Annotated in this window: 16 protein-coding genes; 9 read left to right on the top strand and 7 right to left on the bottom strand. The window is 67.1% G+C overall.

All coding sequences use genetic code 11. The features are described 5' to 3' along the window. Positions 1 to 143: 143 nt before the first annotated feature. The 3 genes from KU887_RS19630 to KU887_RS19620 all read left to right on the top strand — a co-directional run bounded on the left by KU887_RS19630 (position 144) and on the right by KU887_RS19620 (position 1,737). Positions 144 to 347 (top strand): cold-shock protein, encoded by a 204-nt coding sequence (locus KU887_RS19630; protein ID WP_006483056.1) that lies wholly within the window; start codon positions 144 to 146, stop codon positions 345 to 347. A 463-nt stretch (positions 348 to 810) separates the two neighbouring features. Next, positions 811 to 1,074: a translation initiation factor IF-1 gene (infA, locus tag KU887_RS19625; protein ID WP_006483034.1), complete on the top strand. Its 264-nt coding sequence runs from the start codon at positions 811 to 813 to the stop codon at positions 1,072 to 1,074. 414 nt (positions 1,075 to 1,488) lie between these two features. After that, positions 1,489 to 1,737 carry a hypothetical protein gene (locus KU887_RS19620; protein WP_258257343.1) on the top strand — a complete coding sequence of 83 codons (249 nt, stop codon included), beginning with the start codon at positions 1,489 to 1,491 and terminating at the stop codon, positions 1,735 to 1,737. A 27-nt stretch (positions 1,738 to 1,764) separates the two neighbouring features. Here the strand turns inward: KU887_RS19620 and KU887_RS19615 are convergent, their stop codons facing one another. The 7 genes from KU887_RS19615 to KU887_RS19585 form a co-directional block, all read right to left on the bottom strand. Further along, positions 1,765 to 3,144 carry an MFS transporter gene (locus tag KU887_RS19615; protein WP_258257340.1) on the bottom strand — a complete coding sequence of 460 codons (1,380 nt, stop codon included), beginning with the start codon at positions 3,142 to 3,144 and terminating at the stop codon, positions 1,765 to 1,767. 168 nt (positions 3,145 to 3,312) lie between these two features. Next, positions 3,313 to 4,344: a 4-hydroxy-2-oxovalerate aldolase gene (gene dmpG / locus KU887_RS19610; protein WP_077056823.1), complete on the bottom strand. Its 1,032-nt coding sequence runs from the start codon at positions 4,342 to 4,344 to the stop codon at positions 3,313 to 3,315. Between the two features lie 16 nt (positions 4,345 to 4,360). Continuing rightward, positions 4,361 to 5,260: an acetaldehyde dehydrogenase (acetylating) gene (locus tag KU887_RS19605; protein WP_058903163.1), complete on the bottom strand. Its 900-nt coding sequence runs from the start codon at positions 5,258 to 5,260 to the stop codon at positions 4,361 to 4,363. Positions 5,261 to 5,273: 13 nt separating this feature from the next. Further along, positions 5,274 to 6,056, bottom strand: coding sequence for a 2-oxopent-4-enoate hydratase (gene dmpE, locus KU887_RS19600; RefSeq protein WP_258257334.1), 783 nt, complete (start codon positions 6,054 to 6,056; stop codon positions 5,274 to 5,276). Between the two features lie 100 nt (positions 6,057 to 6,156). Continuing rightward, the gene (locus KU887_RS19595; protein WP_062910464.1) at positions 6,157 to 7,539 is read right to left on the bottom strand and encodes a DUF1329 domain-containing protein; all 1,383 of its coding nucleotides are present in this window, start codon (positions 7,537 to 7,539) and stop codon (positions 6,157 to 6,159) included. Between the two features lie 40 nt (positions 7,540 to 7,579). Further along, a complete protein-coding gene (locus KU887_RS19590; RefSeq protein ID WP_006483062.1) occupies positions 7,580 to 9,145 on the bottom strand; it encodes a DUF1302 domain-containing protein in 1,566 nt (521 codons plus the stop codon). Positions 9,146 to 9,300: 155 nt separating this feature from the next. Further along, the gene (locus tag KU887_RS19585; RefSeq protein WP_006483021.1) at positions 9,301 to 10,080 is read right to left on the bottom strand and encodes an SDR family oxidoreductase; all 780 of its coding nucleotides are present in this window, start codon (positions 10,078 to 10,080) and stop codon (positions 9,301 to 9,303) included. A 137-nt stretch (positions 10,081 to 10,217) separates the two neighbouring features. Here KU887_RS19585 and KU887_RS19580 point away from each other — a divergent pair, with 137 nt between their 5' ends. From KU887_RS19580 to KU887_RS34645, 6 genes are all read left to right on the top strand, one after another. After that, positions 10,218 to 11,054, top strand: a complete 837-nt coding sequence (locus KU887_RS19580; RefSeq protein ID WP_006483031.1) for an alpha/beta fold hydrolase — start codon at positions 10,218 to 10,220, stop codon at positions 11,052 to 11,054. A 45-nt stretch (positions 11,055 to 11,099) separates the two neighbouring features. Continuing rightward, positions 11,100 to 11,888, top strand: a complete 789-nt coding sequence (locus tag KU887_RS19575) for an SDR family NAD(P)-dependent oxidoreductase (protein ID WP_006483065.1) — start codon at positions 11,100 to 11,102, stop codon at positions 11,886 to 11,888. 37 nt (positions 11,889 to 11,925) lie between these two features. Then, complete coding sequence (locus KU887_RS19570) at positions 11,926 to 12,675, top strand: electron transfer flavoprotein subunit beta/FixA family protein (protein ID WP_258257328.1); 750 nt, start codon at positions 11,926 to 11,928, stop codon at positions 12,673 to 12,675. A gap of 16 nt (positions 12,676 to 12,691) precedes the next feature. Then, positions 12,692 to 13,636: an electron transfer flavoprotein subunit alpha/FixB family protein gene (locus KU887_RS19565; protein WP_125331865.1), complete on the top strand. Its 945-nt coding sequence runs from the start codon at positions 12,692 to 12,694 to the stop codon at positions 13,634 to 13,636. Between the two features lie 2 nt (positions 13,637 to 13,638). Beyond that, positions 13,639 to 14,166, top strand: coding sequence for a transferase hexapeptide repeat family protein (locus KU887_RS19560; RefSeq protein WP_006494792.1), 528 nt, complete (start codon positions 13,639 to 13,641; stop codon positions 14,164 to 14,166). Positions 14,167 to 14,246: 80 nt separating this feature from the next. Continuing rightward, a complete protein-coding gene (locus tag KU887_RS34645; RefSeq protein WP_370538985.1) occupies positions 14,247 to 14,633 on the top strand; it encodes a hypothetical protein in 387 nt (128 codons plus the stop codon). The last annotated feature ends 51 nt before the right edge of the window (positions 14,634 to 14,684 follow it).

Genomic DNA, 14,684 nt, shown 5'->3' with positions numbered 1-14,684 from the left:
CGAGACCGAAGTCGTCAAGAAGTTCGATTGCTCATCATTGGCCGCACACAGTGCGGCAGTCGTTGGTCTCTCCCTCTTTGATTCTTTCTGTGCCCGTCGCGGGCGCATGTTCACCATTCGTCATTTGTATTAAGGAAGTATTTGTGGATACCGGTACCGTCAAGTGGTTCAACGAAACCAAGGGCTTTGGTTTCATTTCCCCGGACAACGGCGGCGACGATCTGTTCGCCCATTTCTCGGAAATTCGCGGCACGGGCTTCAAGACCCTGGCCGAAGGCCAGAAGGTCAGCTTCGAAGTGAAGCGTGGCCCGAAGGGTCTGCAAGCGTCGAACATCACGCCGCAGTAAGCCGCATCGGCAGCGGTCGCCGATCGGCGGCCGTTGCCGGATGGAGTATCGCGCGGGGCGCCGCCTGACGGCGCCTGTGCGTTCCGATGCGCACGACCGATGCATCGCGACATTCACGATGCATCGGTCGTGACGCCTCCCTCATCGCATGCCTGAACCGCATGCGACGCAACGCCCTCGCGAAGCGCAAGCCGTTTTGCGAGCGCATCACCGCTTCAACGCATCAACCCGAGCAGACCGCCGCCATGCCGTAGCTGGCGCGGTCCCGACTTGCGCGGCGCTGCTGGCGCCGCAGCCACCGACCGCCCGAACGTCGCAACGCGCCGGGCTCCGATCGCAAGACAGGCCCGAGGCCCGTCTGAACGAACCGATCCCGGCAGCCTGCCGGCCGCCGTCCCGTTTGCGGGAATCGGCGCCGGGCAGTCGCCGGCCGCGGTCAATCACCTTGTCTGGAGGAATTGGTTTGGCAAAAGAAGAACTGCTGGAACTGGACGGAATCGTCGACGAAGTGCTGCCGGACAGCAAATACCGTGTCACGCTGGAAAACGGCGTCGTGGTCGGCGCATACGCGTCGGGCCGCATGCGCAAGAACCACATCCGCATTCTCGCGGGCGATCGCGTGACGCTCGAACTGTCGGTGTACGACCTCACCAAGGGCCGCATCAACTTCCGGCACAAGGACGCGAATTCGCCGCGTCCGCCGCGAAGCGGGCAGCCGCGCCGCTAAGCGGCCACCATCGGTGCGCCGCAGCGCGCACCGATCGACACCCGTCCGGCCGCACGGCCGGACGAACCCGCTGAACGGCGCACGGTGTGCCGTTCGCCGGTCGCCGCGGCGCCATCGCGCCGCGGCGGCTTCTCCCGCCTTTGCCGGCGCCGTGCGTGTACCACGCTCAGGCGGCCGCGTCCTGCAGCAAGTCTCCCCGTTCCGAACCGCACGAGCCGGGCGAAACGCATCGTCGTCCGCACCGGCCGGCGACTGAACGCACCCGTTGCGACGTCGTTCGCCGGCGGCTTTACGCGCGGGCCGGCGCGGTCGTACACTCGTCGGCAATTCGCGGCCCGCACGCGGCTTTCAATCCCTTCGGTGCGGGCTCGTCACGACAACCTGCCGGACCGATTGTCCGCAAAGGATCGGAGCATGAGTACCACCCCGACGCGGGATCCGCGCGATGCACTGCCCGTGCGCGATGGCACGAGCCTGATCGCCTATCTGCACATCCTGAGGAAAGCGCATGCGGCGCTGGTTGGCCAGGATCACGCGCATCAGCGCTTCAGCGAGATCGTCACGCGCGGGCAGGCGCGCCAGTACATCGAGGAACTGATGCCGGTGCTGCTGCGCAAGCGCGCCGAGCACCGGGCGCGCAAACATGGCGGGAAGCACCATTGAGCGAACGGCGGGTGCGCATGTGTCGCGTCATGCCGCCCGCTGCACGCTGACCGCCGATACCGCCGCGCCCGTCAGTTGAACCGCCGCGCCGGCGAGCATCGCGACGCGCAGGCCGGCCGCGCCGCCATGCGCGGCTGCGAACGCCGTGCCGAGCACCGCGATGCCGAGCGTCGCGCCGGTCATTCGCGCGACGTTGACGAGCGCGCTGGCGGTGCCCGAACGCGCCGCGTCGACCGCACCGACCGCGACGGTCATCAGCGGGCCCGTCGCGATCCCCATCCCGAGCCCCGTCAATGCCAGCCCGATTTCGGCGCCGAGCAGGCTGGCTGACTCGGCCGATGCGCCGATCGCGGCGAGCCCGCTCGCGATCACGGCGACACCGCCGGCCGTCGTCGCACGCGTGCCGATACGCTCCGACAACGGCCCCGACCACGGCGACACGACGACGAACACGAGCGCCATCGGCAGCAGCGCGAGCCCCGCGCCGGTCGAATCGAGGCGGCCGACGCTTTGCCACGTCAGCGGCAGGAGGAACAGCACGCCGTACATTCCGAACGTCATGCCGGTGGTCGCGGCGATCGCCCCGCGAAATGCGCTGATCCGGAAGAGGTCCAGCGGCACCAGCGCGGATTCTCCGTGGTGGCGCTCGATCGCCACGAACGCGACGAACGACGCGACCGCGATGCAGCCGGCGATCGTGCAGGCGACCGGTGCGTCGCGGAACACGATCGCCGCATACGCGAGCGCGCCGAGCGCGAGTGCGCCCGCGACTTGCGCCGCACCGTCGAAATGACGGCCGTGCGGATCGGACGATTCGGGCACGGCCGGAATCGCGAGCAGCATCGCGGCGACGCTCAGCGGCACGACGACGAAAAAGATGCTGCGCCAGCCGAAGTGCCGGATCAGCACGCCGCCGAGCGTCGGGCCGAGCGCCATCGCGACGCCGTTGCACGCGGCCCAGATGCCGAGCGCGCGGCCGCGCGCGACCGGATCGCGCCACACGACGCGCACGATCGCAAGCGACGCCGGCAGCAACAACGCCGCGCCGACGCCGGCCAGCGCACGTGCGGCGATCAGCACCGATACCGATGGCGCGAGCGCGCACAGCAGCGACGCAAGCGTGAAAACGGCCGTGCCGGCCATGAAGAGGCGGCGCCGGCCGTACAGGTCGGCGAGCAGGCCGCCGGTCAGCAGCAGCACCGCGTACGTGAGGTTGTAGCTGTCGACGACCCATTGCAATGCACCGACACCGGCGTGGAAATAGGCGCCGATGGCGCGCGTCGCGAGATTGACGACGGCCGTGTCGACCTGCGCGACGAGTACGGCGAGGCACAGGGTCAGCAGGGTGACACCGCGCCGTTTGACGGCGCGCTCGGCCAGTGCGGCCAGTTCTCCGGTATGGGCCACGGGCGATGCTCCTCGGGTGTCGGACGTTCGAGCTTAGGGCCCGCCTGCTGACAGCGTGGTGTCAGCAGGCGGGCGCCCCGGGCGCGCGCAATCGACATACCCGTGCATCCAACGACGAACGGGGCTTGCGCCCCGTTTCCGTTGGTTGGCCGTGAACGACCGCGTCGCCTACGCCGCCACCTCCCGCGCCCGCACCATCGTCAGCGCCGCATCCTCGATCATGTCCTCCTGCCCGCCGACGAGCCGCTGACGGCCCAGCTCGACGAGGATGTCGCGCGCCGGAATCCCGTACTTCGCTTCCGCACGCTTCGCGAACAGCAGGAACGACGAGTAGACGCCCGCATAGCCGAGCGTCAGCGCGTCGCGGTCGAGACGGATCGGCGCATCCATGATCGGTACGACGAGATCCTCGGCGACGTCGGAAATCGCGAATACGTCGACGCCCGTTTCGACCCCCATCCGGTCGCACACCGCGACGAACACTTCCATCGGCGTGTTGCCCGCGCCGGCGCCGAGGCCGGCCGCCGCCGCGTCGATCCGGTTCGCGCCGGCGGCGACCGCCGCGACCGAATTCGCGACGCCCATCGCGAGGTTGTGGTGGCCGTGGAAGCCGAGCTCCGTCTCCGGCTTCAGCGCGTCGCGCACCTGGCCGATTCGCGCGGTCACGTCGTCGGGCAGCATGTGGCCGGCCGAATCGGTGATGTAGATGCAGTTCGCGCCGTACGACTCCATCAGCTTCGCCTGTACGACGAGCTGTGCCGGCGACGACATGTGCGCCATCATCAGGAAGCCGACCGTGTCGAGCCCGAGCGTGCGTGCGAGGCCGATATGCTGCTCGGACACGTCGGCCTCGGTGCAGTGCGTCGCGACGCGGATCGTGCCGACGCCGAGTGCGTGCGCCATGCGCAGGTGCTCGACGGTGCCGATGCCGGGCAGCAGCAGCGCGGACACCCGGGCCTGTTTCAGCTCCGGGATCACGGCGCTCAGGTACGCCTCGTCGGTGTGCGCGGGAAACCCGTAGTTGACCGACGCGCCGCCGAGGCCGTCGCCGTGCGTGACCTCGATCAGCGGCACGCCGGCCGCGTCGAGCCCGCGCGCGATGTCGCGCATCTGGTCGAGCGTGATCTGGTGGCGCTTCGGGTGCATCCCGTCGCGCAGCGACATGTCGTGGACGGTGATCTTCTTGCCTGCAAGTGACATCGTGTGGCTCCTCGGCTCAAGCGGTGGCGGCCGTCGCGGCCAGCATCTGTTCGGCGAAACGCTCGGCCGTGGCGGCCGCGGCGGCGGTCATGATGTCGAGGTTGCCCGCGTACTTCGGCAGGTAGTCGCCGAGCCCCTCGACTTCCATGAACACCGACACGCGATGGCCGTCGAACACCGGGCCGTTCTTCAACGTGTAGCCGGGCACGTAGCGTTGCACTTCCTTGACCATCGCATGCACGGACGCGGTGATCGCGTCGACGTCGGGCGGCCCGTCGGTCAGGCAGTGGATCGTGTCGCGCATGATCAGCGGCGGCTCGGCCGGGTTGATGACGATGATCGCCTTGCCCTTGCGTGCGCCGCCGACCTGTTCGATCGCGCCGGACGTCGTGCGCGTGAACTCGTCGATGTTCTTGCGCGTGCCGGGGCCGACCGAGCGCGACGACACGGTCGCGACGATCTCGCCGTACGCGACCGGCTGTACGCGCGACACCGCATACACCATCGGAATCGTCGCCTGGCCGCCGCAGGTCACCATGTTCACGTTCGTCTGCGCGCTGTCGAGATGCGCATCGAGGTTCACCGGCGGCACGCAATACGGCCCGATCGCCGCGGGCGTCAGGTCGATCATCTTCACGCCGAGCGCGGTGAGCTTGTCGGAATTGTCGCGATGCACGTATGCCGACGTCGCGTCGAATGCGATGCGGATCTCGTCGCCGACGACGTGCGGCAGCAGCCCGTCGACCCCCTTGTCGGTGGTTTTCAGGCCGAACTCGCGTGCGCGTGCGAGGCCGTCGGATGCCGGGTCGACGCCGACCATCCACACGGGTTCGAGCACCGGCGAACGGCGCAGCTTGTACAACAGATCGGTGCCGATGTTGCCCGGCCCGATCAATGCGCATTTGATTTTCTTCATCGGGAGTGTTCCTTTAGATAAAGCGGACGTCGCAGCTGCCGATGCCGGCGATGTGCATCGACAGCGTGTCGCCGGCCGTGACCGGAATCAGTTTCGCGAGCGAGCCGGACAGCACGATCTCGCCGGCAAGCAGCGGCACGTCGTAGGCGGCGAGCGTGTTCGCGAGCCACGCGACCGCATCGGCGGGATGGCCGAGCGCCGCATCGCCGCGACCGCGCGCGACGGGCTCGCCGTTTTTCTCGATCGTCATCTCGCAGGCGGCGAGATCGAGCGTGCGCGGATCGACGCGCGCATCGCCGAGTACGTACACACCGCACGAAGCGTTGTCGGCGACGGTGTCCTCGATCCGGATCGCCCAGTCGCGGATGCGCGAATCGACGATCTCGAAGCAGGGCGCGACGGCGGCCGTCGCGGCGATCACGTCGGTGCGGTCGATGCCGGGGCCGCGCAGGTCGTGCGCGAGGATGAACGCGATCTCGCCCTCGGCGCGCGGCGCGATCAGCGAGTCGGTCGCGATCGCTTCGCCGGCCGCATGGTGCATGCCGGACAGCAGGATGCCGAAATCGGGCTGGCGCACGTTGAGCATGTCCTGCACGGCCTGGCTCGTCACGCCGATCTTCTTGCCGACGACCGCTTCGCCGTGTTCGACGCGGCGTTCGATGAAGCGCTGCTGGATGAGATAGGCATCGTCGAGCGACAGACGGCGCGGGCGGCTCGACAGCGGCGCGACCGGCGCGCGCGCGTGCCACGCGGCGTACAGCTCGTCGCCGAGCGTCGTATGCAGGCGGGAAGACATGAAAGGGCCCTCGAATGGAAAAAGGCCGCCGTCGCGGGCGGCGTCGTGCGCCGGAGCGGGGGCTCCGGCGCGTGGAGCGCGGGCAGGCCGCGTCGATCGATCAGTTGCCCGAACTACGGATCGCGTCCGGCGAGAAATACGCTTCGCTGAACTGCGGGCTGTTGTCGAGCTTCGGCATCGGGCCTTCGTTGGTGAGGCGGTCGGCCATGTATGCGCCGGAGATCAGGTCGTGGAAGAACACGACGCCCGGATAGAACGTCTTCGCGTCGTACGCATACAGCGTCGTCGCGACGTTGGTGCGCCACAGCTGGCCGCGCGCGTCGTAGTTGTCGGCGAGCAGCGTCATCCAGGAATCCTCGTCGATGTACAGCACGCGCTTCGCATACTGATGACGGTAGTTGCTCTTCAGCGTCGCCTGCAGCACCCACACGCGATGCAGTTCGTAGCGGATGTACGCCGGGTTTTCATGCCCCTTGGTCAGCAGGTCCGCATACTTGACCGAGCTGTCCATCGCCTTGTAGTTGTCGTACGGCACGTAGATCTCGCGCTTGCCGACGATCTTCCAGTCGTAGCGGTCGCCGGGGCCGTTGTACAGGCGATCGTCGTCGACGGTGCGAAAGCCGCCCGGGCCCTGCGGCTGGTCATAGCCGTATTCCGGCGCCTGGCGCACGCGCCGGGTGCCGGGGTTGTACATCCACGTGCGCGACGCGTTGTCCGCGCCGGCCTTGTCCCAGTTCTGGAAGCCGACGATCAGCGAGCCGCGGTCGGACAGCGGCAACTCCGTCGCGTTGCGGTAGAACGTGCGGTTGTTCAGGTCATTCTTCACGTCGTACTTGCCGACGTTGCGCGGCGAGTAGATGTCGTAGCGCACCTTGCCCCACGCGATGTTGCCGTCGGAATAGACGACCGCCTGGTCGTAGGTTGCCTGCTCTGCACCGATCGCCGACGACATGCGCTGATTCCACAGCAGCTCGGCCGCCGTCTTCGGGATCGGATAGGGCACCTGCGGCGGCGCGTTGGTCAGCCCGTTCGCGTCGGACGTCATCGTCGAATCGGGCGCGTACGTGCGGATGTCCTTGTAGACGGAATCGGTGTAGCGGAAATCGCGATGACTCGGGTAGACGTTGATCTTGAACGTGGCCGGATAGCGCTTGAACATCGCCTTCTGACCGTCGGTCAGATGCTCCGCATACTGCGCCATGTTGTCCGCGGTGATCGTCGCGATCGGCTTCTCGTTCGCGAACGGATCGGGGTAGCGGCCGCCGCGCTTGTACTGCACGTCGGGCGGCGTGCCGAGCCACTTGCCCGACCACTCCGGCACGCCGTTGTCCTTGCTCGCGGCGCGCAGCGCGCCCATCGGCGTCAGCGGGCCGTCGAGCGCCTTCAGGTCGTCCGGCGTGACCTTCGGGAACGACGCCGTCGCGACGACCGCGCACGCGGCCATCACCGAGGCGCGAAGGAGGGGGAGATGAATGCGTTTCATATCGATCCTCTTGTTGCTGAGTGACGAGCGGCCGGGCCGCTCAGAAGTGATAGGTCGCCGTGGCCAGCACGTAGTCGCGATCCGAGAGCGGACGCGTGACCGGGTTCGGCGAGCCGAGGAACTTGGCATAGACGAGCGACAGCTGCAGGTTGCTCAGGCGCGTGAAGGTCAGGCCGGCCGTCACGCGGTGATCGCCCTGGCCCGTCAGCGAGCCGAGCGCGCCGGCGAGCGGCGACGTGCCCGTCAGGTCGTGCGTGTAGGTCAGCGGCACGTCGAGATCCCAGCCGTTGAACACGTTCTTGTAGCTGAGCGTCCATGCGATCTCCATCGCGAGTGCGTTGCGCGAATTCGACAGCGTGGTCGAGCCGTCGAGCGCCGAGATGCTGCCTGCGTGCACGTACGTGAGTTCGCCGATCAGCGATTGCGAGTTCGCGAGGAAGCTCGGCCCGATCGAGTAGATGCCGGACAGGTTGGTTTGCAGCACGTTCGCGCGGGTCGACTGCGGGCCGGTCGCCGTATTGACCAGCACGGCCGCGCCCTGGCGGTACGACACTTCGCCCGCGACGTTCACCGGGCCGACCTGCGTCGAGAAGCTCGCGCCGGTCAGCTTGATGTTGCTGAAATACTTCTGCTGGTACTGCAGCGTCGGGAAGTACGTCGTGACGACGCTCGGATTCATGTCGTTGTAGTGCAGGTGGTACAGGCCGAGCTCGGTGTCGCCGAGTATGCGAAAGCGCGCGCCGATCCCCCACTGGTTGCGTGCGCTCGGCTTGTCGTCCGGGCCGCGCGGAATGATCATCCCGCCCGGGCCGATGATGTATTGCGCGCCGGGGCCCGTGACGTCGGAGTAGCTCCAGTACGTGCCGGGCGCGGTCAGCCGGTTCTGCTGGTACGAGAACTGGTAGTAGCCGAGCAGGCTGAAGTTCGGCGTGATCTGCCACTGCGTCGAGATCTGCGGCACCGGCAGCAGGATGTCCTTGACCTCGGCGCCGGCCATGTACGACTTGGTCGCGTCGGACGGCCCCTGTGCGCCCGCGATGTTCGGGAAGAACAGGCTTTCGCCCCAGGCGACCACCTGATCGCCGACCTTCACGTTCAGGCTCGTCGAACCGAGATGGAACGTGTTGTACGCGTACGCGGCGAGCAGCGTCGTGTGGCCGCCCGACCAGTAGCGCGCGTCGCTCGTGAAGTCGTTGTACTGGCCGGAGTGGTTCACGGTGCCCGGCGCGTCGTTGTAGTTCGGGCGCCGATACGCCTGGTCGTAGAACGTGTCCGCGCGAACGAATATCCCCCAGTCGTCATGCTTCAGGTTCACTTCGCCGAGCAGGCTGACCTGGTTCTCGATCAGCTTGTTCTTCGCGAAGTTGCGATCGCCGTCGTCGCCGTTGATGTTCGCCGGCGTCAGCAGATTGCCGCTCGGCGCACGGGTGCGCATGCCGAGGCCGTAACTGAGCGTGAACGTATAGTCCAGCGTCGTGTCGGCGCCAAGCGCGATCGTGCTGCCGGCGTGTGCGTCCGGAACGGCGCACGTCAGCAGCGCGGCGGCCAGCGTCGACAGCGTGGCGGCGGCCCGCTTGTCGGTACGGCGCGAAATCCGTTGATGCATGGTGTCTCCTCTTGGGGTATCGACGACGGTCGACTCTGTGTGTTGTCGTGAGAGGCAGAGTAGGGAGATCGCGGTAGCAGGGAATCGTCAAAATGAACTAGAGGACTTCCCTAGCATCGGCAACGACCGGCTGCGCACCGTGCGCATCGCATGGTTCAGCGCGCGTCCGTCCGTGCGGCCGACAGGAACGCGGGCCGTTCGCCGCCGCCGTCGAGTCGCAGGTTCGCGCCCGACGTGTACGACGCGTCGGGCGATGCGAGGAACAGGCAGGCGGCGGCGACGTCGTCGGGTGTCGCGAGCCGGCCGGCGGGAATCGTCGCGCGAATCGCGTCGAGCGCGGCATCGTCGCCGTAGTGGCCTTCGGTGGCCGCGTCGGTCTGCACGAGGCTCGGGCTGATCGCGCACACGCGCACGCGCGGCGCCCACTCGACCGCGAGCGACGTGACCGCGTTGACGAGGCCGGCTTTCGCGGCGCCGTACGCGGCCGTACCGGGCGACGGTCGCGATGCGCTGACGCTCGCGATGAACAGCATCACGCCGCCCGTGGATTGCGGCTGCATGATCGCGTTCACGCGCTGCGCGAGTTGCAGCGGCGCGATCAGGTTCAGCCGCACGATCGATTCGGTGAAGCGCGGCGACGCATCGGCCGCGAGCGCGAACGGCGAGCCGCCCGCGTTGTTGACGAGCACGTCGAGGCCGCCGGCCATGTCGCGAATCGTCGCGAGCATCGCGTCGACCTGCTCGATGTCGCGCAGGTCGGCCGCGACGAAGGCAGCCGTGCGGCCATTCGCCGACGGCGGCGTATCGGGCGCGCTGCGTCCGCAGACGAACACGCGCGCCCCGGCCGCGAGGAACCGTTCGGCGATGCGCCGCCCGATGCCCTTGGTGCCGCCCGTCACGAGCACCGTCTTGCCGCTGTAGTCGAATCCGTTCATCGTCGCCTCCGTTTCGGTGGACCGATGATAGGAACAAGTGCGCGCGGCTTCGTAGTCTGAAAGGATGATGCCGGCCTGCGCCGGCGGCGCAATCATCGTGGCAGGCATCCATCGAACGACGAAGGAGACAATCCGCGATGACGACCCCCACGACGCCGCCGGCCGGCATCTTCACCGACGTACCGGGCGGCATGCGCCTGCATCATTTCGAGGCGGGCGAGGGCCGGCCGGTGGTGTTCATTCACGGCAGCGGGCCGGGCGCCAGCGGCTTCAGCAACTTCAAGCACAACTATCCGGCGTTCGCGGCGGCCGGCCATCGCGCGATCGTCGTCGACCTGCCCGGCTACGGGCAGTCGTCGAAGCCGTCCGACGTCGCCTATACGCTCGATTTCTTCGTCGGTGCGCTGCATGCGCAACTCGCCGCGCTCGGGATCGGGCCGGCCGTGCTGCTCGGCAATTCGCTCGGCGGCGCGATCGCGCTGAAATACGCACTCGACTACCCGGACGAAGTGGACGGGCTGATCATGATGGCGCCCGGCGGCGTCGAGGATCGCGACACCTATTTCCGGATGGAAGGGATTCAGCGGATGGTGAAGCTGTTCACCCATCGCCAGATGAATGACGACACGATGCGCGAACTGCTGACGCTGCTCGTGCACGATCCGGCGATCGTCACCGACGCGCTCGTCGCCGAGCGGATGAAGGTATGCGTCGAGCAGCCGACCGAAGTGCTGTCGACGATGAGCGTGCCGAACCTGACCGCGGCGCTCGGCGATCTGCGCAGCCCGGTGCTCGGTTTCTGGGGTACGGACGATCGCTTCAATCCGGTCGGCGGCGCGCTGACCTTCCTCGAACGCTGCCGCGATGCGCGCTTCGTGCTGATGAACCGCTGCGGCCATTGGGTGATGGTGGAGCACGCCGATTATTTCAATCGGGAATGCCTCGATTTTCTTGCGGCGCGGAATACGCGATAACGCCGGATGTGCTCGAAGGCGCCCATCCGAATACAAGGAGACGACATGAAACTCATCGAAGAACTGTTCGACCTGCGCGGCAAGGTGGCCGCGATCACCGGCGGCGCGCGCGGTATCGGCGCCGAGACGGCGCGTACGCTGGCCGCGGCCGGCGCGAGCGTCGCGATTCTCGACGTGCTGTCGCAGCCGGCGCAAGCGCTGGTCGAGGACATCCGCGCACAGGGCGGCCAGGCCGCATTCTGGTCGCTCGACGTCACGCACGAGGCGGATGTGGCGCGCGTGTTCGACGAGATCGTCGCGCGCTTCGGGCGCCTCGACGTGCTCGTGAACAACGCGGGCATCGAAGGGCACAACGTGCCGACGCACGAGCTCACGCTCGCGCAATGGCAGCGCGTGCAGGACGTGAACGTCAACGGCGTGTTCCTGTGCACGCGCGCGGCGATTCCGCATATCGACGCAGCCGGCGGCGGGTCGATCGTGAACCTGTCGTCGATGTACGGGATCGTCGGCGGCCCCGACGTGCCCGCGTATCACGCGTCGAAGGCCGCGGTGAGGATGATGGCAAAGGTCGACGCGATGCTGTACGCGGCGAAGAACATCCGCGCGAACTCGGTGCATCCCGGCTATATCCGCACGCCGATGCTCGAGGACGCGTTTCGCCAGATGGGCCAGGACCCCGATCGCGCGTTCGAGTACATGCAGACGCACGTGCCGATGGCGAAGATCGGCAATCCGCGCGATATCGCGGCCGGCATCCTGTATCTCGTGTCGCCGGCAGGCCGCTACGTGACGGGCGCGGAGCTCGTGATCGACGGCGGGTTTACCGCGCGCTGATACGGCGCGCTCGCGCAACGGAACAGGAGACAGGCAGTTGAAAGTGCTCGTGGCAGTGAAACGCGTGGTCGACGCGAACGTGAAGGTCGGCGTGAAATCCGACCGGACGGGCGTCGATATCGCGAACGCGAAGATGTCGATGAACCCGTTCGACGAAATCGCGGTGGAAGAAGCGGTGCGGTTGAAGGAGGCTGGAGTCGCGACCGAAGTGGTCGCGGTATCGGTGGGTGTCGCGCAGGCGCAGGAAACGCTGCGCACGGCGCTGGCGATCGGCGCGGATCGCGCGATTCTCGTCGAGTCGAATGAAGGCGTCGAACCGCTGGGCGTCGCGAAGGTGTTGAAGGCGCTGGTCGACCGGGAGCAGCCGCAATTGGTGATTCTCGGCAAGCAGGCGATCGACGACGATGCGAACCAGACGGGCCAGATGCTGGCCGCGCTGGCCGGTCTGCCGCAGGCGACGTTCGCGTCGAAAGTCGTGATCGCCGACGGCCATGCGACGGTGGCGCGCGAAGTCGACGGGGGCGCGCAGACGCTGTCGCTTCGACTGCCCGCGGTCGTGACGACCGACCTGCGCCTGAACGAGCCGCGCTACGTGACGCTGCCGAACATCATGAAGGCAAAGAAGAAGCCGCTGGAAACGGTGAAGCCCGACGATCTCGGTGTCGACGTATTACCGCGCGTGAAGACGCTCAAGGTGAGCGAGCCGCCGAAGCGCGCGGCCGGCGTGAAGGTGCCGGACGTGAAGACGCTGGTCGGGAAGCTGAAGACCGAAGCCAAGGTGCTGTAACAGGGAACGCAACGACATGACGATTCTGGTAATGGCCGAGCACGACAACGTGTCGATCAAGGCCGCGACGTTGAATGCGGTGGCCGCGGCACGGGCGCTCGATGCCGCGGGCGTCGGCGATGTTCACGTGCTGGTCGCGGGCCACCACGCGCAAGCGGCGGCCGATGCAGCGGCAAAGATCGAGGGCGTTTCGAAGGTGCTGCTGGCCGACGCGCCGCATCTGGCGGAGGGCCTGGCGGAAAACGTCGAAGCGACCGCGCTGAACATCGCGAAGGACTACTCGCACATCCTCGCGCCGGCCACCGCGTACGGCAAGAACGTCGCGCCGCGTATCGCCGCGAAACTGGATGTCGCACAGATTTCCGAGATCACGGCCGTTGTATCGGCCGACACGTTCGAGCGCCCGATCTACGCGGGCAACGCGATCGCGACCGTGCAGTCGGGCGATCCGGTCAAGGTCGTCACGGTGCGGGCGACCGGCTTCGATCCGGTTTCGGCGGAAGGCGGCAATGCGACGGTCGAGAGGATCGACGCAGCGGCAGACGTCGGCACGTCGCACTTCGTGAGCCGTGAAGTGACGAAACTGGATCGGCCGGAACTCACCAGCGCGAACATCGTCGTGTCGGGCGGCCGCGGACTGGGCAGCGGCGAAAACTACACGAAGGTGCTCGAGCCGCTGGCCGACAAGCTGCAGGCCGCGCTCGGCGCATCGCGCGCGGCAGTCGACGCCGGCTACGTGCCGAACGACTATCAGGTCGGCCAGACCGGCAAGATCGTCGCGCCGCAGCTGTACGTCGCGGTCGGCATTTCGGGTGCGATCCAGCACCTGGCCGGCATGAAGGATTCGAAGGTGATCGTCGCGATCAACAAGGATCCCGAAGCACCGATCTTCAGCGTGGCCGATTACGGTGTCGTCGGCGACCTGTTCACGCTCGTGCCGGAAGCGGTCGCGGCGCTCTGACGATGCCGCTGTTCGAATTCAACGGGATGCGGCCGCGCGTCGATCCGTCCGCGTACCTCGACCCGAGCGCGGTCGTGATCGGCGACGTGACGATCGGCGCGCGCTGCTACATCGGCCCGCATGCGAGCCTGCGCGGCGACTTCGGCGCGATCGTCGTCGAAGACGGCAGCAACGTGCAGGACGGCTGCGTGCTGCACGTCGGGATCGGCGAGACCTGCCGGCTGGGCGTGAACAGCCACATCGGCCACGGCGCGATCGTGCATGGCGCGACGCTGGAGCCGGACACGATGATCGGCATGAATGCGGTCGTGATGGACGGTGCGACGATCGGCGCAACGACGATCGTCGCGGCCTGTGCGTTCGTGAAGGCCGGCTACGACGTGCCGCGCGGCGTGCTGCTGGCGGGCATGCCGGCGCGTGTCGTACGCCGGCTGAGCGGCGCGGAGATCGACGCGAAGGCGAATGGCACGCGGATTTATCAGCAACTGGCGGCGGATTGCCTGAAGACGATCAGGCCGGTCGTCGATTGAGCGCGGTGGCGCGGAGAGCCGCCCCGCGATCCATGCGGCATCGCGCCTGAACGCGCGAAATCCTTCCGCCGTCGCGACGCATGCCGGCTTCCGTCGAGGTTGCGACAATCGATGCGCTTTTACGCATGCGGGTCAATCGGGACGATACCGGATCGATTGCGTCATGCATCGCCATTGGCTTAAGATCGTCGGGAAATCATCCCACGCCTTCAGCGTCAATGAAAAAGAGCATAAGCCTGCGGGTCGCCATCATCGCTTCGGCCGTTGCCGTGTACAGCATCTACATGCATGTCCAGCAGTTGATCAGCGGCTGCATGTGGGTCAGGGGCCATCAGCGCTGCAGTTTCGAAAACAGTACGAATTTCGAGGGCTGGATGGATCTGGACCTGATGATCACCTGCTGCTGGGTCGCCGCGGCGGTGGTCGGGTGGATTTCCGTTGCGCAGGGCACGAAAAAAACGGGTTAGCAGCGCCACGCACGTCCTCGTTAAACGGGTACGACATGGCCATTCGATCGG

The organism is Burkholderia sp. EMB26 (assembly GCF_024730645.1).
Classification (GTDB): domain Bacteria; phylum Pseudomonadota; class Gammaproteobacteria; order Burkholderiales; family Burkholderiaceae; genus Burkholderia; species Burkholderia cenocepacia.
Note: the sequence above shows the minus strand (reverse complement) of the source record. Positions and strands in the feature narration are given on the sequence as shown.

Bases quoted from the DNA above. Each gene is read 5' to 3' on its own strand.
- KU887_RS19575 (WP_006483065.1), top strand. From the start codon at position 11,100: ATGAAACTCATCGAAGAACTGTTCGACCTGCGCGGCAAGGTGGCCGCG.
- KU887_RS19580 (WP_006483031.1), top strand. From the start codon at position 10,218: ATGACGACCCCCACGACGCCGCCGGCCGGCATCTTCACCGACGTACCG.
- KU887_RS19595 (WP_062910464.1), bottom strand. From the start codon at position 7,539: ATGAAACGCATTCATCTCCCCCTCCTTCGCGCCTCGGTGATGGCCGCG.
- KU887_RS19590 (WP_006483062.1), bottom strand. From the start codon at position 9,145: ATGCATCAACGGATTTCGCGCCGTACCGACAAGCGGGCCGCCGCCACG.
- KU887_RS19585 (WP_006483021.1), bottom strand. From the start codon at position 10,080: ATGAACGGATTCGACTACAGCGGCAAGACGGTGCTCGTGACGGGCGGC.
- dmpG (WP_077056823.1), bottom strand. From the start codon at position 4,344: ATGTCACTTGCAGGCAAGAAGATCACCGTCCACGACATGTCGCTGCGC.
- KU887_RS19560 (WP_006494792.1), top strand. From the start codon at position 13,639: ATGCCGCTGTTCGAATTCAACGGGATGCGGCCGCGCGTCGATCCGTCC.
- dmpE (WP_258257334.1), bottom strand. From the start codon at position 6,056: ATGTCTTCCCGCCTGCATACGACGCTCGGCGACGAGCTGTACGCCGCG.
- KU887_RS19565 (WP_125331865.1), top strand. From the start codon at position 12,692: ATGACGATTCTGGTAATGGCCGAGCACGACAACGTGTCGATCAAGGCC.
- KU887_RS19620 (WP_258257343.1), top strand. From the start codon at position 1,489: ATGAGTACCACCCCGACGCGGGATCCGCGCGATGCACTGCCCGTGCGC.
- KU887_RS19605 (WP_058903163.1), bottom strand. From the start codon at position 5,260: ATGAAGAAAATCAAATGCGCATTGATCGGGCCGGGCAACATCGGCACC.
- KU887_RS34645 (WP_370538985.1), top strand. From the start codon at position 14,247: ATGCCGGCTTCCGTCGAGGTTGCGACAATCGATGCGCTTTTACGCATG.